This is a genomic window from Amycolatopsis sp. NBC_01307 (assembly GCF_035975215.1).
GTDB lineage: Bacteria > Actinomycetota > Actinomycetes > Mycobacteriales > Pseudonocardiaceae > Amycolatopsis.
Genome location: NZ_CP108403.1, coordinates 2,768,532 through 2,789,425, shown reverse-complemented (window position 1 = coordinate 2,789,425; position 20,894 = coordinate 2,768,532). Strand labels below are relative to the sequence as shown.

General features: G+C 71.2%; 18 protein-coding genes. 7 read left to right on the top strand and 11 right to left on the bottom strand.

Features of this window, described 5'->3' with window-relative positions:
- Positions 1–24: 24 nt before the first annotated feature.
- Positions 25–291: a hypothetical protein gene (locus OG439_RS12265; protein WP_247051666.1), complete on the bottom strand. Its 267-nt coding sequence runs from the start codon at positions 289–291 to the stop codon at positions 25–27.
- A gap of 186 nt (positions 292–477) precedes the next feature.
- Between OG439_RS12265 and OG439_RS12260 the strand changes: the two genes are divergently transcribed.
- Positions 478–1,275 (top strand): thioesterase II family protein, encoded by a 798-nt coding sequence (locus OG439_RS12260; protein WP_247051665.1) that lies wholly within the window; start codon positions 478–480, stop codon positions 1,273–1,275.
- Between the two features lie 43 nt (positions 1,276–1,318).
- The gene (locus OG439_RS12255) at positions 1,319–2,080 is read left to right on the top strand and encodes a DeoR/GlpR family DNA-binding transcription regulator (protein WP_247051664.1); all 762 of its coding nucleotides are present in this window, start codon (positions 1,319–1,321) and stop codon (positions 2,078–2,080) included.
- Between the two features lie 6 nt (positions 2,081–2,086).
- Here OG439_RS12255 and OG439_RS12250 read toward each other — a convergent pair whose 3' ends face one another.
- Positions 2,087–3,247, bottom strand: a complete 1,161-nt coding sequence (locus OG439_RS12250; RefSeq protein ID WP_326949512.1) for a cytochrome P450 — start codon at positions 3,245–3,247, stop codon at positions 2,087–2,089.
- Between the two features lie 149 nt (positions 3,248–3,396).
- Here OG439_RS12250 and OG439_RS12245 point away from each other — a divergent pair, with 149 nt between their 5' ends.
- The 3 genes from OG439_RS12245 (at position 3,397) to OG439_RS12235 (ending at position 6,482) form a co-directional block, all read left to right on the top strand.
- Positions 3,397–3,657: a hypothetical protein gene (locus OG439_RS12245; protein ID WP_326949511.1), complete on the top strand. Its 261-nt coding sequence runs from the start codon at positions 3,397–3,399 to the stop codon at positions 3,655–3,657.
- Between the two features lie 50 nt (positions 3,658–3,707).
- A complete protein-coding gene (glmS, locus tag OG439_RS12240; protein WP_326949510.1) occupies positions 3,708–5,528 on the top strand; it encodes a glutamine--fructose-6-phosphate transaminase (isomerizing) in 1,821 nt (606 codons plus the stop codon).
- A gap of 96 nt (positions 5,529–5,624) precedes the next feature.
- Positions 5,625–6,482 carry an NAD-dependent epimerase/dehydratase family protein gene (locus OG439_RS12235; protein ID WP_326949509.1) on the top strand — a complete coding sequence of 286 codons (858 nt, stop codon included), beginning with the start codon at positions 5,625–5,627 and terminating at the stop codon, positions 6,480–6,482.
- Between the two features lie 427 nt (positions 6,483–6,909).
- Here the strand turns inward: OG439_RS12235 and OG439_RS12230 are convergent, their stop codons facing one another.
- The 6 genes from OG439_RS12230 to OG439_RS12205 all read right to left on the bottom strand — a co-directional run bounded on the left by OG439_RS12230 (position 6,910) and on the right by OG439_RS12205 (position 13,364).
- On the bottom strand, positions 6,910–7,542 hold the full coding sequence (locus OG439_RS12230; RefSeq protein WP_326949508.1) for a GntR family transcriptional regulator: 633 nt from the start codon (positions 7,540–7,542) through the stop codon (positions 6,910–6,912).
- A gap of 26 nt (positions 7,543–7,568) precedes the next feature.
- A complete protein-coding gene (locus tag OG439_RS12225; protein WP_326949507.1) occupies positions 7,569–8,453 on the bottom strand; it encodes a LysR family transcriptional regulator in 885 nt (294 codons plus the stop codon).
- Positions 8,454–8,488: 35 nt separating this feature from the next.
- Positions 8,489–9,241: an alpha/beta fold hydrolase gene (locus tag OG439_RS12220; RefSeq protein ID WP_326949506.1), complete on the bottom strand. Its 753-nt coding sequence runs from the start codon at positions 9,239–9,241 to the stop codon at positions 8,489–8,491.
- Positions 9,242–9,262: 21 nt separating this feature from the next.
- The gene (locus OG439_RS12215) at positions 9,263–9,631 is read right to left on the bottom strand and encodes a DoxX family protein (protein WP_326949505.1); all 369 of its coding nucleotides are present in this window, start codon (positions 9,629–9,631) and stop codon (positions 9,263–9,265) included.
- Between the two features lie 60 nt (positions 9,632–9,691).
- Positions 9,692–12,043, bottom strand: a complete 2,352-nt coding sequence (locus OG439_RS12210) for a glycosyl hydrolase family 95 catalytic domain-containing protein (RefSeq protein WP_326949504.1) — start codon at positions 12,041–12,043, stop codon at positions 9,692–9,694.
- A gap of 112 nt (positions 12,044–12,155) precedes the next feature.
- On the bottom strand, positions 12,156–13,364 hold the full coding sequence (locus tag OG439_RS12205) for a lipase family protein (RefSeq protein WP_326949503.1): 1,209 nt from the start codon (positions 13,362–13,364) through the stop codon (positions 12,156–12,158).
- Positions 13,365–13,475: 111 nt separating this feature from the next.
- On the opposite strand from OG439_RS12205, the gene OG439_RS12200 reads away from it, so the two are divergent.
- Together OG439_RS12200 and OG439_RS12195 are read left to right on the top strand one after the other, a co-directional pair.
- Positions 13,476–14,087 (top strand): TetR/AcrR family transcriptional regulator, encoded by a 612-nt coding sequence (locus OG439_RS12200; RefSeq protein WP_326949502.1) that lies wholly within the window; start codon positions 13,476–13,478, stop codon positions 14,085–14,087.
- A 36-nt stretch (positions 14,088–14,123) separates the two neighbouring features.
- On the top strand, positions 14,124–15,554 hold the full coding sequence (locus tag OG439_RS12195) for a carotenoid oxygenase family protein (RefSeq protein ID WP_326949501.1): 1,431 nt from the start codon (positions 14,124–14,126) through the stop codon (positions 15,552–15,554).
- Here the strand turns inward: OG439_RS12195 and OG439_RS12190 are convergent.
- The 3 genes from OG439_RS12190 to OG439_RS12180 form a co-directional block, all read right to left on the bottom strand.
- Positions 15,551–16,312, bottom strand: coding sequence for an SDR family oxidoreductase (locus tag OG439_RS12190; protein WP_442792302.1), 762 nt, complete (start codon positions 16,310–16,312; stop codon positions 15,551–15,553). The genes OG439_RS12195 and OG439_RS12190 overlap by 4 nt on opposite strands.
- A gap of 85 nt (positions 16,313–16,397) precedes the next feature.
- Positions 16,398–20,003: a discoidin domain-containing protein gene (locus tag OG439_RS12185; RefSeq protein ID WP_326949499.1), complete on the bottom strand. Its 3,606-nt coding sequence runs from the start codon at positions 20,001–20,003 to the stop codon at positions 16,398–16,400.
- A gap of 331 nt (positions 20,004–20,334) precedes the next feature.
- Entirely contained in the window at positions 20,335–20,769 is a 435-nt protein-coding gene (locus OG439_RS12180) for a winged helix-turn-helix transcriptional regulator (protein ID WP_326949498.1), read from the bottom strand.
- Positions 20,770–20,894: the final 125 nt, after the last annotated feature.

The window sequence follows — 20,894 nt, the reverse complement described above, 5'->3', positions numbered from 1 at the left end:
CGAGGTCAGCGTTTCGAGGTCAGCTCACTGGTGCCGGCGGCCGCCGAGCCCTTCGTCGTCCGCGCCGTGCCACATGTCCAGCCGGTAGGGCGTGTCGGGTACGACGATCCGTTCGATGCCCTCGCACGCGGCGGCGGCCGGCAGCTCACCGAGGCCGGCGTCGATCCAGTCGAGGTCGCTCAGCAACCGGCGCATCGAGTGCGTGTCACCGTGGATCCGGTGCAGGGACTGGACGGCCCGGCGCAGCTCGGTGGCCTTGCGCCGGGCGAGGGCGAGCGCGTCACCGGTCATCGGAGCTCCTCTCGGGGCGGTCGGGCGCGGCCGGGAAACGGCCGTACGCGCAGGCTAGGCGGGCCCTGACCCGGAAAACCGTGGATCTCACGCGTTCCGTCGCGGGTGACCGGCAACACTAAGGTTTCCGTTGCGGCGGCCTGGGTTTACTGGTGACCCGTAAGCACGCCGAAAGGAACACGCCTCGTGAACATCGCGGACAACGCCACGACGCCGTGGATCCGCCGCTACCACCAGGCGGCCGAAGCACGGACCCGGCTGGTGTGCTTCCCGCACGCCGGCGGTTCCGCCAGCTACTTCCACCCGGTCTCCGCCCGGTTCGCACCGGACGTCGACGTCGTTTCCCTGCAGTACCCCGGCCGCCAGGACCGCCGTCGCGAACCGTGCGTCGACACCATCACCGACCTGGCCGACCTGGTCACCACGGAACTGCTGGCCCTGTCGGCGAAACCGACGGTGTTCTTCGGCCACAGCATGGGCGCGGTGCTGGCCTTCGAAGTCGCGCTGCGGCTGGCGGACCGCGGCGCGCCGGGGCCCGGCGCGCTGATCGCGTCCGGCCGCCGCGGTCCCTCGACCCACCGCGACGAACGGATCCACGAACGCGACGACGACGGGATCATCGCGGAGGTCAAGGAGCTCAACAAGCAGGACCTGACCGTGCTCGGCGGCGACGAGATCCTCCGCATGGCCCTGCCGGCCATCCGGAACGACTACCGCGCCATCGAGACCTACACCTGCGCTCCCGGCCGCCGCGTCCCGTGCCCGCTCACCGCCCTGATCGGCGCCGACGACCCCAAGGTCACCGCCGAGGAAGCGGAAAACTGGCGCGAGCACACCGACGGCGCGTTCCGGCTGGAGGTTTTCCCCGGCGGCCACTTCTTCCTCGCGCGTCACCAGGGGGCCGTCAACGGCGAGATCCAGCGGGAACTGCGGGCCCTGGCCACGGAGACCCCGGCGTTGCTTTCCGGACGTGATTCAACATAAACTCACATCGCCGGCAACACACACCGACATGGAGGGGGCGGCGATGTACGCGGAGGAGCGTCAGCAAATGATCCTCGAGCGTGCACGTACGCGGGGCAGAGTCGACGTCGCCGAGCTGGCGGGCGAGTTCACCGTCACCACCGAAACCATCCGCCGCGACCTCACCACGCTGGAGCGGCACGGATCGCTCCGCCGCGTGCACGGCGGGGCGATCCCCATCGAGCGGCTGGGTTTCGAACCGGCGTTCACCACGCGGGAAAGCGTGATGACGGCGGAGAAGAAGCGCATCGGCAAGGCGGCGCTGGCGGAACTGCCGTCGGAGGGCGCGATCCTGCTCGACGCCGGCACGACCACCGCACACCTGGCCGAGGCCCTGCCGATCGACTGCAACCTCACGGTCGTCACCAACTCCGTCAACATCGCGCTGTCGCTGTCCAAGCGCCCCAACCTGACGGTCATGCTGGTCGGCGGCCGGCTGCGGGCCCGCACGCTCGCGTCGGTGGACGCCTGGGCCCTGCACGCGCTGAGCGAGACGTTCGTCGAAGTGGCGTTCATGGCGACCAACGGCCTGTCGGTCGAGCGTGGCCTGACGACCCCGGACCCGGCCGAGGCGATGGTCAAGCGCGCCTCGATCGCCGGCGCCCGCCGCGTGGTCCTGCTCGCCGATCACACCAAGGTCGGCAACGACCACTTCGCCCGCTTCGCCGAACTGTCCGAAGTGGACACCTTCATCACCGACGGTGGCATCGATTCCACCGTGGCGGCGGAAATCGAGCGTGAAGGCGTCAACGTCCTGACCGCCTGACGCGCCCTACCACCGCGCCGGCAGCTCGTACAGTCCGAAGAGGACACCGTCGTGCTTGAAGTTCAGCTCGTCGGCCGGCACCGCCAGGCGCAGCCGCGGGATCCGGGCGAACAGCGTCGTCAGCGCGACCTCCATCTCCAGGCGCGCCAGGTTCTGGCCGATGCACTGGTGGATGCCGTACCCGAAGGCGACGTGGCTGCGCGCGGACCGCGCCGGGCAGAACTCGCCCGGGTCGTCGAACACCGTGCCGTCGTGCCCGGCCGCCAGCCCGAGCGGCGCCACGCCCTCGCCGCGGCGGATCAGCTGGCCCGAGATCTCGAGGTCCTCGGTGGCGACGCGCAGGCTGACGACGTCGGAGATCGAGTAGAACCGCAGCAGCTCCTCGACGACACCCTCGTGCCCGATCCACTGTGGATTCTCCAGCAGCGTGACCACGCCGAGGGACAGCATGTTCGCCGTCGTCTCGTGGCCGGCGACCAGCAGCAGCATCGCGACGCCGCGCAGCTCGTCGTCGTCCAGCGTGCCGCCGGCCAGCAGCCGGCTGATCAGGTCCTCCCCCGGCTCCGCCCGCTTCGCGGCGATCAGCTCGGTGAGGTAGGTGTTGATCTCGCCGAGCGCGACCTCGCGCTGGCGCGCCGTCGAGGCCAGGCTGACCAGGACGCGGGTGCGCGACTCGAAGTGCTCGTGGTCCCCGTACGGCACGCCCAGCAGCTGGCAGATGACCAGCGAGGGCAGCACGAGGCAGAAGGCGGACACGAGGTCGGCGGCGTTGCCGGCGGCGAGCATCGCGTCGATCCGGTCGTCGACGACCTGCTGGATGCCCGGCCGCAGCTCCCGCACCTTGCGGACGGTGAACTCCGGGATCAGCAGCTTGCGGTACCGCGTGTGCTCCGGCGCGTCCATCGCGACGAACCACCCGGGAACCGCTTCGGGTGCCCCGCCGGTGGCCGGGAAGCCGGGCAGCGCCGGGTTGGAGCTGAGCCGCGGGTCGGTCAGCGCGGCCCGGACGTCTTCGTGCCGGGTGACGAGCCAGACCAGGTTCCCGCCGGGCAGCATGGTCCGGCACAGCCCGGGCTTCCCGCGCAGCGCGGCGTAGCCGTCGGGCGGGGAGGTCTGGCCGGGCGCGCGCCGGGGGAAGCTCACCACGCCGGATTCCGTGCTCACCATGCGGATTGTTGTACCGCCCGGCGGCCCGTCAAGGCTGCTGCGACGGCGGAAGTCTGCAAGAACCCCTAGTCTCGTCCGAGCGAGCCTGTTCTTGCCCGATATCGGGCAAGAATTTGGTGTTCACGACGTCGCCATGCATGATGAGCGCCATGGAGGACGCCTCACTCATCGACCAGGTCGCGCTGTCCACGGGCCTGTCGCCCGCGGTGGCCGGGCGCGTGGTCGAGGACGTGCTGGCGTTCTACCGGGAGACCGCCGAGCAGTACGTCCGGCGCCGGCACGCGGAGCTGCAGACCGAGGGAAAGAAGAACCCCGAGATCTTCCCGCTGCTCGCCGGCGAGCTGGACGGCAGGCTCGTCGCGCCGCCCACCCTGTCCGAGCGGCAGCTGCGCCGCATCGTCTACGGCTGACCGGGCCCGCCCCGGTCCCCCGTCCCCTGCTCCAGTGAGGTCACCCCGGCATGTGCGGAATCGTCGGATACATCGGCACCCAGAACGCGGCCCCGATCCTGCTCGAAGGGCTCACCCGCCTCGAGTACCGCGGCTACGACTCGGCCGGGATCGCCGTGCTCGGCACCGGCGGCCAGAGCGTGCACCGGATCACCGGCCGCGTCCGCAACCTGACCGCCGCGCTGCCCAAGCGGCTGGCCGGCAAGGCCGGCATCGGGCACACGCGCTGGGCGACGCACGGCGGGCCGACCGAGGCCAACGCCCACCCGCACGTCTCCGAAGACGGCCGGATCGCCGTGGTGCACAACGGGATCATCGACAACGCCGACGCGCTGCGCGAGCAGCTCACCCGCGCCGGCGTCACGCTCGCCTCCGACACCGACACCGAGGTGCTCGCCCACCTGATCGCCCGCTCGGCGGCCGAGACCCTGGAGGACGCGGTCGTCGAAGCCGTCTCCCGGATCTCCGGCACGTACGCGATCGCCGTCACCGACGCGAGCCGCCCGGACCGCGTCGTCGTGGCGCGCAACGGATCCCCGCTGATCGTCGGCGTCGGCGACAAGGAGATGTTCGTGGCCAGCGACCTGGCCGCGCTCGTCCGGCACACCTCCAGCGTCGTGCACCTCGCCGACGGCGAGTTCGCCAGCGTCACGGCCAAGGGCTACCGCACGTTCACCGTCGAGGAGGCCGACACCGGCCGCCCGCCGACGGCGATCGACATCGAGGCCGACGACCTCGACCTCGGCGAGCACAGCCACTACATGTACAAGGAGATCCAGGAGCAGCCCGAGTCGGTGGAGCGGATGATCCGCGGCCGCCTCGACGAGCGCTTCGGCGTCTCCCGCCTGGACGGGCTGAACCTGACGCCGCGGGAGCTGCGCGGGTTCGCGCGGGTGAAGATCCTCGGTTGCGGGTCGGCGTACTACGTCGGGCAGATCGGCGCGACGATGATCGAGGAGCTGGCCCGGATCCCGGCCGACGCCGAGGCCGCGTCGGAGTTCCGCTACCGCAACCCGATCATCGAGGCGGACACCCTCTACATCGCGGTCAGCCAGTCCGGTGAGACGGTCGACACCGCGTTCGCCGTCGAAGAGGTCAAGCGCAAGGGCGGCCGGGTCATCGGGCTGGTGAACGTGGTCGGCTCGGCGATCGCGCGGGCCTGCGACGGCGGGCTGTACCTGCACGCCGGGCCGGAGGTCGCGGTCGCGTCCACGAAGGCGCTGACGAACATGGCCGTCGGGTTCGCGATGCTCGCGCTGGCGCTGGGCCGCGTCCGGGACCTGTCCAACGCGTCCGGGCAGCGGATCGTCGCGGCGATCCGCGCGCTGCCGGACCAGATCCGGGCGGTGCTCGCCGAGGAGAAGCTGATCGAGGAGCACGCCCGCGCCTGCGCCGACGCGAAGAGCCTGTTCTTCGTCGGCCGCGTCCGCGGCTTCCCGGTGGCGCGCGAAGGGGCCCAGAAGTTCAAGGAGGTCTCCTACCGGCACGCCGAGGCGTACCAGACCTCCGAGCTCAAGCACGGCCCGCTGGCGCTGATCGACGCGTCGGTGCCGACCGTCGCGATCGTGCCGGCGGACGAGCTCGCCGAGCGCAACCTCGGTGCGCTGCAGCAGATCCGGGCCCGCTCGGGGCCGGTGCTGGCCGTCACGCACGAAGACGTCGACTTCGGCGCGCTGGACGTCCCGCGCCTGGTGGTGCCGCGGACCGAGCCGGAGCTGGACCCGATCCTGCTGACCATCCCGCTGCAGCTGCTGGCCTACCACGCGGCGCTGGCGCTGGGCCACGACATCGACAAGCCGCGGAACCTGGCGAAGTCCGTCACCGTGGAGTGATGCCCCGCGGGTATCACAGCGGCCGGAAAGGGTCTTGGACGCGGGCGCGGATCGGGCCGAGAGTCGGAGGGGAACCACGACGAAAGGTCCCTTGCGATGAAGGTCTTCCTCACCGGCGGCTCCGGCTACGTCGGCTGCCCCACGATCCGGGCCCTGATCCGGCACGGCCACGAGGTGAGCGCACTCGCCCGCAGCGACGCCGCCGCCCGGACGGTCACCGACCTGGGCGCCCACCCGGTGCCCGGCACCCTGACGGACACGGCCGTCCTGCGCGAAGCGGCCGCGTCCGCCGACGGCGTCATCCACCTGGGCCAGCACTACGGCGACGACACGGCCGCCGTCGATGACGCGGCGGCGTCGGCGATGCAGGACGGCCTGGGCGACCGGGGCGCCTACGTGCACACGGGCGGCGTCTGGGTGTACGGCGACACGAACGGCGTCGTCACCGAGGACGCGCCCCAGAACCCGCCACGCATCACGGCGTGGCGCCGGGCGAACGAGGAGCGCGTCCTGTCCCGAGGCGGCCGCCCGGTCCTGGTGATGCCAGGCCTGGTCTACGGCCACGGCGGCGGCCTGGCCGAGACGTTCTTCGCGGCCCCGGCCCGCGAACACGGCGCGGTCCCCGTGATCGGCGACGGTCACAACCACTGGGCGCTGGTGCACGCGGACGACATCGCGGAGCTGTACGCACTGGCGCTGCAGGCGCCCGCGAAGTCGGTGTACGCGGGCGTGAGTGGCGAGAACGTCCGCCTGGCGGAGATCGCCGAGGCCCTCAGCTCGGCCGCCGGCTGCCCAGGCCGCTTTGAACAGCTCACCCTCGCGGAGGCCGAGGACCGGATGGGCCCGATCGCGGAGGCGTTCGCCCTGGACCAGCAGCTGACGCCGGACCGCGCCCGCTCCGAGCTGGGCTGGCGGCCGTCCCACCTGGGCGCGCTGTCGGACCTGCGCGGGTAAGGGGCCGGCGCGGCGGAAAGGTGCGTGATCACCCGATGCCGCGCCGCCTCCCTCAGGCCGATCCTCGAAGCAGGAACCAACGGCCGAGAGGAACGCCATGCGAGGCGACTGGATCTACGACTGGGTACAGGTGGAGATGGCCTACCGAACGGGCGCAGCCACACGGCAAGCCCCCGTCCGCCGCACACGCCCGTCCCGCGCGTGGGCAACGCTGCGGGCAGCGTTGTTCACCACCCCAAGCCAAACGCCCGAGCACCCGCGCCGCCTGGCGCTACCCCAGGGAAGGTAACCACGACGGCCCACCGATCGCCGGCGGCTCGGAGGCCCTCGCGATCGGCGCCGCCGTGCACTTGGCGCGCCGCCCAACGGGCAGTCGCCGAGAAACCCCCGCGCCAAGACTTCGCAGGCCGCATCGGGAGCGTCCGCGTCAGCCTGCGGTCAGGCTCTTCAGCGCTCGCTCGAGGTGGTCTTTTGCCTCGGCCTCCGCGCCGGCCGGGTTGCCCGACTCCACCGCCTCCAGCAAGCGGCGGTGCTCCGCCGCCAGTTCGGCCGGGTCCGGGTGGGCCTCCCGGAGCTGTGCGAGGCACACCTGCATCTCCTCCTGCAACGGCGGGTAGATGCGGCTCAACCGTGGACTGCCCGCCGCCTCGACCAGCGCGACGTGGAAGGCCGTGTGTGCCTCCACCCGCTCCGCCCAGCTCGCCGACGCCGGCAGCGCCTCCAGCACGGCCAGTGCCGCCTTCGGCCCGGCGAGGGAACCACCGTCGGTCACCACGGCACGGACCGCCGCGACCTCCAGCGGCAGCCGGACCCGGAACAGGTCGCGGACGTCCGCCTCGGTCAGCACCGGAACCCGCAGCGAGCGGCCGTCGGCCCGCTCCGCCAGGTGCCGCGCCTCCAGTTCCTGCAGCGCCGACCGCACCGTCGGACGCGCGACCCCGAACGTCGTCGCCAGCCCCTGCTCCGTCAGCGCCGTGCCGGGCGCCAGTTCCCCGCTCAGGATCTGCTGCCGCACCTCGGCCACCAGCGCGTCCCGCATGTTCGTCGTCCGCAGCGCCATCGGTCCCCCTTTTCGCAGGTCACAGGCTAGCAGCCAGACTGACCAGACCCGTCGAACCACGACGCCGCGATCTCGGCGAACTCGAAGATCACCCGCGACCGGCGAGCGGCCACCCACGCCAGGCACACCTCGTTCGGCGGCAGGTCCGAGACCGGCACGTGCGCGACGTCCGGGCGGGTGTAGTACTCCGACGTCGAGAGCGGCACGACCGCGATCCCCGTTCCCGCCGCGACGTGCTCCAGCTTCTCCTCCACGCTCCGAAACCCACGAAAGGGCAGAGCCGTACCGTCCCGCAGCTCGACGGCGACCTCCCGCCACTCCGGCACCGCGCCCGGGTCGTTGAGCAGGTGCTCGCCGGCCAGGTCGGCGACCGTCACCGACTCCTTGCCGGCCAAGCGGTGGTCGGCGCGCAGTACCGCGACCCGCGGCTCTCGGAACAGCGGCCGTAGCGTCAGGCCGCGCGGGTCCACCGGCAGCCGGACGACGCTGACGTCCGCGCGGCCGTCGTGCAGCACCTCGATCTGGTCGTCCCACGTCGTGCGCACCAGGCCGACGTCCAGGGTCGGGTGCTGTGCGGTCAAGTCGCGTACCGCGCCCGTCACCGTGATCCCGGGCATGAACCCGATCGTGAACGCCGACGTCCCCCGCGCGGCCAGCGCGACCCGGCGCCGCAGGGCTTCGGCGGCGGCCAAGAGCGGGCGGGCGTCCTCCAGCAGCTGAAGGCCGGCCTCGGTCAGCTCCGTGGATCGCCTGTCCCGCACGAAGACCTGCGCTCGTAGTTCCGACTCAAGCGCGCGGATCTGCCGGGAAAGGACCGGCTGCGCGATGTGCAGCCGCTCCGCGGCCCGGCCGAAGTGCAGCTCTTCGGCGACCGCCACGAAGTACCGCAGCTTCCGCAGATCGACGTCCACCAGCGGCCTCCCGTCCCGGTGAGACCTCCAGGGTATTAGGCGTGCGCGTCCAGGAAGCGCCGCAGGTGGGGATTCACCTCGTCCGGGTGGGTGTAGCTCAGGAAGTGCGCCCCGTCCTCGACGACGACCAACGACGCGTCAGGCAGCGCCGACGCCAGTTCGGCCGCCCGGTCCACCGGGTACGCCAGATCCGCCGTGCCGTGCAGGACCAGAGCTGGGCACACGATCTCCCCCGCCCGGTCCAGCACGGCGTCGCGGTCGACGAGGGCCGTCATCGCGTACGTCAGCTGGTCCGCCGGAACCGACGCCCAACGCCGCTTCCACTCCCCCACCTCCGCCGGGCCGAAGCAGATCGTCGCGACGCCGTCGAGGACCTCCGGCGGAGCGCCGCCCGACACCCAGGCGTCCAGGACGGCCCGGTAGCCCGTCGCCACCGCCGGGTCCTCCGCCGCGGCCGAGGTGCCGAGCACCGCCAGCGCACGAACCCGGGAAGGCGCCAGCAGCGCCATCCGCAACGCGACGAACCCGCCCTGGCTCGTCCCGACCACCGCCGCGGACGAGACGTCCAAGTGGTCCAAGACCGCCAGGACGTCGCGAGCCACGTCCCAGTAGTCGAACGGGCCCGAAGCGGGCGTGCCGCCGTGGGCGCGCTCGTCGACCGTGATGCAGCGGAAGCCCTTCAGGGCCGGCAGCTGCGCGGCGAACATGCGGCGGTCCATCAGGAAGCTGTGCAGCAGCACGACCGCCGGGCCCGGGCCGCCGTGATCCGTGAAGGCGGGGAGCGTCATCGATCCTCCGAAAGGGGAAGGTCAGCCGGCGAACCGGCCCACGGCGACGAACGCCGCCAGCACCAGCAGCACGACGTTCATCGGCAGCGCCTTGGTCTCCTTGCGGCGCGCGTGGACGATGATCGCACCGATCTGGACGATCGCCAGTCCGGTGGCGGCCAGCGGGGTCAGCACCGGCGCGATGTCCAGCGCCCACGGCAGGATCAGGCCGATCGCGCCGACGATCTCGATCGCGCCGATCCCCTTGATCGCCGCCGCCGAGAAGTCCGCCGTCCACCCCATGTTGGGGTTCTCCAGAAGCTTCTCCCGCGGCGTGGCGAGCTTCATGCCCCCGGCGCCGAGGTACAGAACAGCCAGCAGGCCGGCGGCGATCCACAGGACGACGTTCACGGTGACTCCAAACTCCGGAATAAGTGATTGAACACTACGTCACTTTCCGGAGGAAAGACCTCAACTTGGCGTGATCGTGATCGACGCGCCGGGCCGCAGGGAGATCGTGCGCTTCCAGGCGCCGGCCCGCACCTCGGTCCGGGTCCCGCCGACGCTCCGGATCACCGCCCGGGTCACCTTGCCGTCGCGCCACGCGACGTCGACCTCGAACCCGCCGCGCGCGCCGATCCCGGTCACCCTCCCCGAGCGAGCCCACGCCGAGGGCAGCGCGGGCAGCAGTTCCAGCACGCCCGGCCGCGAGTACAGCAGCATCTCCAGCGCCGCGGTGGGCGCGCCGAGGTTCGCGTCGATCTGGAAGATCGTGTAGCTGCCCTGGCTGTACATGTCGAAGAAGTTCGGCGCGGTGCCGTTGCCGTTGGCCACCGACGGCCGCATGACCGTGAGCAGCAGCTGGTACGCCTTGTCCGCGTCCTTCAGCCGCGCCCAGCACGCCGACCGCCACGCGGTCGCCCAGCCGAAGCTGTCCATCCCCCGCGCGGTCAGCAGGGCACGCACCCCGCCGAGCAGCTCGGCGGACGACGTGTCCGTCGCGATGCGGTCGCCCGGGAAGAACCCGATCAGCGGAGACAGGTGCCGGTGCGTGGTCTCGCCCAGGTTGTCCGGCGACATCCACTCCTCGAGCCAGCCGGTCGCCGGGCTCACCTTCGGCAGGTACAGCTTCCGCTGCAGCCCGGCGACCCGGTCGCCGTACGCGCGGTCGCGTCCCAGCGTCGTGACCGCCGCGCGGTAGTGCTCGAACAGGTCCCAGACGATCTCCTGGGAGTACGTGTTCCCGAGCGTGTCCTGCGGGCCGTGCTCGGGTGACCAGTCGTGGTCGTCGACCAGCACCTCGCGGCCGTCGACGGTCGTGGTGACGAGCCGCGCCTCCCAGAACTCGGCGGCCCCCTTGAGCAGCGGGTAGATCCGCGCGAGGTAGGCCTTGTCCTGGGTGAACGCGTAGTGGTCCCACAGGGAGTTGCACAGCCACGCGTTGCCGGCCGGGTGCCACCACCAGCCGGAGCCGCCGTAGATGTTGGTGGAGAACGCGATGGCCCAGCCGCCGATCTTGCCGCTCGTGTTGCGGAAGCGGTTTCTCGGGTCGTTGAACAGCTTCTTCGTGGTGTCCGTCCACACGGGAAGCTGCGAAAGGCAGTAGTCGGCCAGCGCGGTGAAACTGCCCGGCAGCGCCGCGCGGTCGGCCAGCCAGTAGTTCATCTGGACGTTGATGTCGGTGTGGTAGTCGCTCATCCAGTCGGGCGTGTTGTTGTTCTGCCACAGGCCTTGCAGGCCCATCGGCAGGCCGTCGCGCGAGCCGGTGATCGTCAGGTACCGGCCGTACTGGAGGTAGGACGCCTCCAGCTCCGGGTCCGGCGTGGCCGGGTCGTCGTGCCGCGCCACCAGCCGCGCCCACGTGTCCAGCGAGCGCTTCGACGCCGGGGACGCGCCCAGGTCGAGCGTCATCCGGTCGTAGAGCCGCCGGTAGTCGGCGACGTGCGTCGCGAGCAACGCGCCACCGCCGGCCCGCAGCGCGCGAGCCGCCTTCTGCTTCGACAGCGCCAGCGGATCCACCGACGCGTCGAGGAACTTCCGCGCCGCATCGGGCACGTAGTTCGTGCCACCCGACAGCACGATGACGACTTCACGGCAGCCGGCGAAAGCGACCGTGCTCCCCTGCTGCGACACCTTTCCACCCTGACTCGACGCCGACGCCGCGCACGCGTACTTCAGCCCGTTGGCGAAGGTCGCCGCGAACGCGGGGCCGCTCAGCACCTCGTCCCGCGTCGGCTCGAGGACGACCGTCCCGGTCAGCGTCCCGCGGCCTTCGCTGGTCAGCCGGACGACCACGACGTCGTCGGGGTGGCTCGCGTAGACCTCCCGCCGGTACCGGGTGCCCTGGCACGCGTAGGTGACGGTCACCAGGCCGTTGCTCAGGTCGAGCGTGCGCCGGTAGTCCGTGACGCCGGTGTGCGCGGGCACCGAGATCCGGGCCTTCGCCAGCAGCCCGAGCGTGCCGAACTTCTCGCGCTCGTACGGGAACTGGCCGTCGTCTTCGAGGACGTCGTTGGCGCCGCCGGTCCAGAGGGACGCGTCGGCGAGGTACAGGAAGTCGGCGGCCGGGTCGCCGCCGACGAGGGCACCGATCCGACCATTGCCGATCGGCAGGCCCTGCTCGATGATCTTGTCCTCCGCCGCGGGCGACGGGTACCACAGCGTCGTCGCCCGGCTGCCGGGGACAAGATCCGCGACAGCCGGACGGACGACGTCTGCGCTTGCGACGAAAGGACGAACGCCACTCAGGGCGATCCCGGCGCCGACCGCGCCACCGAGCTTGAGGAACGCGCGGCGCGAGGGCGGGAGGGAAGGGTTCGACATGTCGGATCCGTTCGGCGTTGAAGGCGGGGACCGGCGTGAAGCCCGCCAAACATATGACCTATCCGGATCCGAGGTCAAGATTCTTCGTAATTAATCCGATAATACGAACAGCTCAGCAGCTCGACGGCGCGGGCTTCCCGGCCAGCCGGTCGTGGATGTAGGCGAGCGCCCCGGGCGCCCCCTGGACCGCGACGGTGACGTGGCCGCCGATCGGGATCCGGTTGTACTGGATCGTCACGCCTTCGGCGCAGTACTTCCGCACCAGCGCGTCCACCGGCGGCGTGAGCGCCAGCTCGTCGAAGATCCCCTGGTAGAAGTACGTCGGCGAGCCGGGTTTGCGGGTGCCCATCACGTTCTGGGCGATCACGTTCCGCACGGCCGGCACGTCGAGCAGCTGCGGCACGGTCGTGTAGTCGCTCATCCGGTGGAACGCCTGGGCGACGCTGAACTGGGCGATGCACTGCTTGCCGACGTCCTCGAACGCCTGCTTGCCGCGCGTGTTGAGCAGCGTGGCCGTGTCGATCTCCGGGTACGCGCGGCTCAGGCCGACCGCGGCGCCGATGTAGATCCCGGCGAACGGCCCGCCGTCGATGCGGCGGGCAACGTACTCGATGTCCGCGGGCACACCACCGGCGGCGACACCGGCGAACTTCAGTTCCGGCGCGTAGGTCGGCTGGACCTCGTTGGCCCACTGACTCGCCAGCGCCCCGCCCGAGTAGCCCATCAGCGCCGTCGGCGTCGTGGGCCCGGACAGCCCGGCGGGCGCGAACGACTGGGCCGCGCGGATGCCGTCGAGGACGCCGTGCGCGGTGTTGAGCCCGGCCGTCCACTCGGACCGCGGGCCCTCGTAGTCGGCGGTGACGACGGTGTGGCCCGCGGCGAGCAGCGGCACCATCAAGGCCAGCTCTTCGGCGGGCAACGCCGTCCCGGTGGCCAGCACGTACGACGGCGCGCAGTCGAGGCTGAGCCCGTCCTGCGCGGTCTGGTACGAGACCAGCGTCTTCGAGGTGGACGACACCGGCTGCATGACCGTCGCGACGTCGGCGATGGCCGCGCCGCGGGTGTCCGACGAGCGGTACTTGACCTGCCAGGCCCGGATCGGCACCGGCAGGGTGAGCGCCCGGATCGTGATCGGGCGCGAGTCGAGGATCGTGCCCGGCGCGACGTCGGGGAACGGCGACGGCTGGGCGTAGAAGGGATCGGCGGCGGGGTTCGGCGGCAGCCCGGTGGCGGACGCCGTAGCGGCGGGGGCGACGAGAGCGGCCGCGGCGAGGACCACGACGGTGAGGGTTCGGCGGATGTCGGCGCTGACAGTGGGCACGGGACCTCCCAGTTTCGATACCGACCGGTATCGTGTGTCCGATTTACCAGATGACCCGCGTCACAGTCAACGAAGGACGCCCAGGTGAGGGAGGCGGTAGCGTTGCGCTCCATGACCGGTCCCGCACGCCGCCGCCCGAGCCGCGCCGAGACCCGGCGGCGGATCATCGACGCCGCCACCGCGGTGTTCGCCCGCCAGGGCATCGCCGCGACGTCGCTCAACGACGTCGCGGCCGAGGCCGGCCTGACCAAGGGCGCCGTCTACTCCAGCTTCACCGGCCGCGACGACCTGGTGCTGACGATCATGGAAGAGCACATCGTCGAGCGGATGGCGGGCGCGACGACGGCGTTCGCCGACCTGGCCGACCTCGACGAGGCCACCACCGAAGCCGGCGCGCGGCTGCTGGCCGGGATCGACTCGGACGCCACCTGGCACCGGCTGCTGCTGGAGTACTGGGGCCTGGCCATGCGGAACCCGGCCGTCCACAAAGGACTGGCCGAGCGCCGGGCCCGGCTGCGCGAGGCGGTCACCGCGGCCATCGGCAACGTCGCCGACCGGCACGGCATCACGCTGCCCCTGGCGCCCGAGCACCTCGCGGTGGTGGTGCTCGCGCTGTCCAACGGCCTCGCGGTGGAACGCGGCGTCGACCCGGACGCGGTCCCGTCGTCGCTGTTCAGCGACGTGCTCAAACTGCTCGTGACGCCCCGGCCGGCCGACGTCTAGGGGTTTCCAGGTGCGACGAAAGGTCTACTACCGGTGATGACCAATCCCTTCCTCGAAGGCAACTTCGCCCCGATCAGCCAGGAGCACACGCTCACCGAGCTCGAGGTCACCGGCACCATCCCGGACTTCCTCGACGGCCGCTACCTGCGCAACGGCCCCAACCCGCTGTCCGAAGTGGACCCGGCGGCCTACCACTGGTTCATGGGCGACGGCATGGTCCACGGCGTCCGCCTGCGCGACGGCAAGGCCGAGTGGTACCGCAACCGCTGGGTGCGCAACCCCTCGATCGACGCGATCCTCGACGGCGACAAGCCGCGCCGCACCCCGCACGGCCTCAGCGCCAACACCAACGTCATCGGCCACGCCGGCAAGACGCTCGCGCTGATGGAGGCGGGCGCCACGATCTGGGAGCTGTCCGACGAGCTCGACACCGAGGGCCGCTGCGACTTCGACGGCACCCTCTCCGGCGGCTACACCGCCCACCCCAAGCGCGACCCGCTGACCGGCGAACTGCACGCCGTCTCGTACTCGATGGCCAAGGGCAACAAGGTCACCTACTCCGTGATCGACGCGGCCGGCCGGGTCCGGCGCGAGGTGGACGTCGAGGTCACCGGCGCGCCGATGATGCACGACTTCTCCCTCACCGAACGGCACGTCGTGTTCTACGACCTGCCCGTGACCTTCGACGCCGGCATGGCGACCGCGGCGATCCCGTCCCGGCTGCTGCGCTCCACCGCCCGGCTCGTGCTGTCGGCGGTCATCGGCCGGGTGCGGATCCCCGACCCGATCACCGCCCGGCTGGCCACGAAGATCGCGGCCAACGGCGGCCTGCCCTACCACTGGAACCCGAAGTACCCCGCGCGGATCGGCGTCATGCCGCGCGAAGGCGGCAACGCCGACGTCCGCTGGTTCGACGTCGAGCCCTGCTACGTCTTCCACCCGCTCAACGCCTACGACGACGGCGACAGCGTGGTGCTCGACGTCGTCCGCCACCCCCGGATCTTCGACCGGGAGCTGCACGGTCCCGACGAGGGCGTGCCGACGCTCGACCGGTGGACGGTCGACTTCTCCTCCGGCAAGGTCATCGAGGAGCGGCTCGACGACCGCGGCCAGGAGTTCCCGCGCGTCGACGAACGCGTGGTCGGCCGCCCGCACCGCTACGGCTACGCACCGTCGGTGACCACCGGCGCCAGCCCGGCGGACTCGTTGTACAAGCACGACTTCTCGAACGGCTCGACGCAGGTGCGGTCCTTCGGGCCCGGGCGCTCGCCCGCGGAGTTCGTCTTCGTGCCGCGCGCCGCGGACGCCGCCGAGGACGACGGCGTCCTGGCCGGTTTCGTCCACGACGCGGCGACCGAGCGCAGCGAGCTCACGCTGCTCGACGCCGGCACGCTCGAAACGGTCGCCGCGATCCACCTGCCGGACCGGGTGCCGATCGGCTTCCACGGCAACTGGCTGCCCAGCTAGCGCTTCCGGTACCCCAGCACCCCGGCGTCGGCCTGCTCGGACAGGTACCGCGCGAACGTGATCGCGCCGTCGAGGTGGTCCGGTGCGAGGTGCCCACCGCCGGCGTACGCCCGGAACGTCTCCCCCGGCACCTTCACCGAGACGATCCGGCGACGCCGCCCGCTCGCCTCCGCGACCGCCTGGGCCAGCTCGGCCGCGGCCAGGATCTCGGGGCCGCCGAAGTCGTCGACGTGGCCCGCCGGATCACCGGTGGCCAGGTCGGCGAGGCGCGGCGCGAGGTCGCGGACGTCCACCGGCTGGAACCGCACCCGCGGCACGGGCAGCACCGGCAGCCGGGACGCGCCCGCGAACAGCGTCCTGACCAGCGCGTGGAACTGCGTCGCCCGCTGGATCGTGTACGGCAGGCCCGACGCGGCGATCAGCTGTTCGGTCGCGAGCTTGCTCTTGTAGTAGCCCAGCGGGACGCGGTCGACGCCGACGATCGAGACGTAGACGAGGTGCGGCCCGCCGGTCCAGCGCGCGGCCTCCAGCAGCGTCCGCGCGAGCGCCGTCTCGTGCCGGAAGTCGGTGGCGCAGTGGACGACGGTGTCGACGCCGGCCAGCGCGCTGTCGACGCCGCGCCCGGTCCGCAGGTCGCCGGGCACGACGTCCGGCCCGGGCCGTCTGCTGAGGACGCGGACGTCTTCGCCCGCCGCGCGCAGCCGCGCGGCGACCACCCTGCCGAGCTGCCCGGTGCCGCCGGTGACCAGGATCCGCACGAGGCCCACCTCCGCCCATCAACGCCGTCAAGGCCACCTTACGGGCGTCTGTCACCCGTAAGGTGGCCTTGACGGCACTATTCGATCAGTTGCGGACGATGGTGAACGTGCTCGTCGTGTTCCGGATGTCCTGGACGTTATTGCTCAGCGTGAGCCCGGTGAACGTCGCCGAGCCGACGGCCGGGCCCTGACCCGGTTCCGGCAGCTCGTTGGCCCAGATGCCGATCCCGGACTTCGCGTCGAAGGCGTCCCCGCTGCGCTGGGCCCCGCTGATGTTCACGTTGGTGAACACGGTGTCCTGCACGGAGTTCTGCGGCTGCCCGCCGACGTAGTTCGTCTGGAACATGATCCCGCTGTAGGTCGGGCTCTGGATGTCCACATCGGACACCCGGATCCCACGGAACTCCTTGGAGGCGGAGAACATCCAGATCGCCGGGAAGGTCTGCTGGCCCCAGAAGTGGCCACCCGCCCGGACGAGCGAGGCGTTCTGGACCGTCGTCGGCTGCGGCCCGAACCCGAGGAACGGGTAGCCGAAGTCGAGCGAGCTGATCGTGATCGCCGAGTACGTCAACGTGTCAGCGATGTAGAGGTTGCGGAAGGTGTTGTTGTACCCGCCGTAGACCGCCAGCCCGGCCGCGCGCCACGGGGTGAGCGCGGTCAGGTTCTCGAACACGTTGTCGTACTGGTTGCCCTGGTTGATGTCCGTGGCGGCGAACAGCGCGAAGCTGTCGTCACCGGTGGACCGGGCTTCGTCGTTGACGACGTGGTTGCCGGTGCTCCCGTTCGTGAGGTTGATCCCGTCGGCGTAGGTGTCGCGGATCCGGGAGTTCTTGATCGTGGTGTTGTCCACGTTGGTGCCCCACACCATGACCACCTGGTGCTCCACCCAGATGTTGTCGATCGTCAGGTTGGCGACGTTGGCCAGGTTGAACACCTTGCCGGGGCCGTCGATGCGGGAGGTGTAGTTCCCGAACACCGCGAACCCGCTGACCGTCGACCCGTTGGCGGTCGACTGGACGTCGAAGCCGATGTCGGTGTTCTCCTGCCCGGCGGGCGCGGAGAACTTCGTGAACCACGGCCCGGCGCCGATCAGCGTGATCGCCTTGCCGTAGACGTTCACCTTGCTCGAGAGCGAGTAGTTCCCGGCCGGCAGGTAGACCCCGGTGAGGGTGGCGTCCTGCCGGACCTTGTCCAGGGCGGCCTGGACGTCCTGCTGCGTGAACCCGGCCGGGACGGCGAAGTGCGCCGGGTCCGGGTTCGCCTGCGCGGTGGCCTGCTCGAAGTTCACGAAGTCGATCGCGTAGTTCGTGCTGTTCGCCGCGTCCTTCTGCAGCTTGATCTTGCTGCCCGCCGGCACCGTGGTGCCCAGCAGCGCGCTGGCCTCGTCGTAGATGTGGCGCGGCCCGGTGCCCGGCGAGTTGCCCGGGCCGGTTTCGGCGCCGTAGAGCCACGCGTAGTGCGAGGTCAGGTCGATCGCCTTGAGGAAGGTGCCGTTGACGTAGACGTCGATCGTCGAGTTGATCCCGCCACCACCCGCGGAGTCCGGGATGGAGAAGCGCGTGACCAGTGTGTTCGTCGCCGCCCGCGTGGTGAACTCCACCGAGGAGCCGGTCGAGTTCAGCGTGACGGCCTTGCGTCCGGACGCCTCACCGGCGAGGTCGCCGATGGTGCGGTTCGGGCCGACCACGGCCGCGCCGCCCGCGAGGACGCCGTCCTCGGCCTCGTACATGTCGTAGGGCATGTTCGCGCCCTGGCCGACGAACAGCGTCTGCGTGCTGGTGTTGTTGGCCTGCTTCACCGGCAGCTCGTTGGCGTCGTTCGCGACGACCGTCTTCACGGTGTACTTGCCGTTGGCCGCCGTCCACGTGCCGACGTTGACCGGCGACGCCGTGGCCCCGGCCGCGATGGCGCCGCTGTACGAGCCGGTCAGCGTCTTCACGACGGCGCCGCTCGTGTCGGTGAGCGTCACGGTCACGCCGTGCGCACCGGACGCCGACGCGATCGTGCCCTGGTTGCGCAGCGTCACGCTGAAGGTCACCGTGTTGCCCGCCGACGGGGAGTTCGGCGACCAGCCGGTCGCCGCGACGAGGTCGGAGCTCTGCACCGGGCTGACGACGAGCGCCGTCGAGCCGGTGAACGAGTTGTTGTTCTCGTTCTGCTCGAGCACGGCGTTGGCCTCGTCGACCTTCGCGGTCAGCTGGTAGCTGCCCGCGTTCTGGGCGCCGATGTTCGCCGACACCGTCGTCGACGCTCCGGCGGCCAGCGCGCCGACCGCGGCGGTGCCGACCTTCGTGGTGCCGAGGTAGAGGTTGACGTTCGTCGCGCCCGCGGCCGCCGTGCCGGCGTTGCGGACGGTCGCCGACGCCGTGATCGCGTCGGTCTCCACCGGGTTCTGCGGCGACCAGGACACGCCCGAGACCGTCAGGTCCGGGTTGGGCGCGGGGACGCCGATCACCTGGAACTCCGCGGCCTGCCCACCGCCGGCGCCGGAGTTGGCGGTGACGCGCAGCCGGACGTCGGCGACGCGGCCGCTCAGCGGGATGGTGACGCTGTTCCCGCTGCTGGGGTTGAAGTTGTACGTCTGCGCGGCGGCCAGCGTCGTGAACGTCGAGGACGCCTGCTCACGGCCGTCGACGGCGATGGTCTGGGTGCGCGGGCCCCACGAAGCGTCCGGGTTGAGCTTGACGACGACCTGGCTGAGGTCGGCGTTGGAGCCGAGCCCGACGGTCAGCAGGTTCGGGTAGGTCCCGCCGCCACCCTCCCAGTACGTGCTGGTCGAGTTGTCGTTCGCGTTCGTGGCGACGAACGTGAACTCCGTCGACGACGCCGTGATCGGCTTGCCGACCGCGAGGTTCGTGCCGACCTGGGTCCCGTTGCGCGTCACCGTGTTGCTGTTCGCCGACTGGTTGCCCGCGGCGTCGTGCGCGCGGACGTAGTAGGCCACGGTCGTGCCGTCGGGCTGGTTGTCCGTGTAGGTCAGGACGGTGCCGGCGACGCTGCCGCGCAGCGCGTTGTTCGCGTAGACGTCGTAGCCGGTGACGCCGATGTTGTCGGTCGAGGCCGACCACGTCAGCCGGAGCTGGCCGCTCGCGGGCGCGGTGTAGGCGAGGTTGCCGGGCGCGGACGGGGCCTGCGTGTCGCCGCCGGAGGTGCTGCCGTGCACCTCGAACTCGGACAGCTGCGCGGCGGGCCAGCCCGTGTTGGCGGTGACGTTCAGCCGCACGTAGCGGGTGCTGCCGGTGACGTTGATCGTCACCGTGTTGGCCGTGGCCGGGTCGAACCGGTAGCCGGCCGAAGCGACGAGGTCGCTGAAGCTCGTGCCGTTCGTGCTGCCCTGCACGGTGAGGGTCTCGGTGCGCGCTTCCCAGCCGGCCGGCAGCTTCAGCACGAGCTGCGCGAGGTTCGTGGTGGCACCGAGGTCGGCCTGGATCCACTGCGGGAACTGGTTGTTCGCGCTTTCCCAGTAGGTGGCCTGGTTGCCGTCGCCGACGTTCGAGGCGGGGTACTCGGCGATCTGGCTGCTGGCCGTGTAGGTCGCCGAGGCGGCCTGGGCGGCGGGCTGGACCGCGGCGGCAGCGGCGGGGACGGCGGTCGCGGCCGGGGCGCCGCTCGCCGCGACGGCGGGTGCCGCCAGGAGCAGGGACAGGGCGGCGTAGGTCGCCGCGCGCGACAGGAGTCGCTTCGTTCTCATGGGGTTCCTCTGATCCGGGGAGGACGGGGAGACGACAGGAGCGAGGACCGGCCCGCGGAGCACGGGCACGGCGGAAACCGGGGAACGGACGGGCGCGACCGGCCGGACCGGAGGCGCGCGTGGGCAGGGCGAAGCAGCCGTCATGGACACCTCGGCGTTGAGGAGCTGGGCGGGATCTTCCTGACTGCTGCCGCGATTTCTCGCGCTGCTGTCAGGTTCTTGCACTGATTCGTTCAAGAGTTACAGTGACGGGGGTCTCAAGTCAACGCCCAAACGGCCGGAAGGCCCCTCGCGAGTGCGAAGGGCCTTCCGGGAGACGGAGGTGCGGACGTCAGTGCACGGCGCCCAGCCGGATCGCGTGCGTGCCCGGCGCGTTGACCGGCTCGCCGCAGTGCTCGCAGACCGTCACCGCGCGCAGCTCGGCGCCACAGGCGTGCCGCCACAACGTGGGCGGTTCGCCCTGGTGGACGTACTTGTCGCCCCAGGCCATCAGGCCCAGCAGGATCGGCTGCAGCGCGCGGCCGGCTTCGGTCGGGTAGTACTCGTGCCGCGGCGGGTGCGCCTCGTACTGGACCTTCTCGAGCACGCCGGCGTCGACGAGCTTGCGCAGCCGCGCGGCGAGGATGTCCCGGCTGGCGCCGGTGTTCTCGGCGATCTGGTTGAACCGCCGCTCCCCCAGCATGATCTCGCGCAGGGCGAGCAGGCTCCACCGCTCGCCGACGACTTCGAGGGCTTCCGCCACCGAACACTCGCGACCACGCCGCACGACGTCACCTCCACGGGGTTGAAAATCCAACCTAGCACGTCAAGAACGTGTGACCTGGCGAACAGGTCAGTTGTGCAATCCAACTCACCGGGCGTATACCGAGGGTATCCCCGATCTGCGAGGAG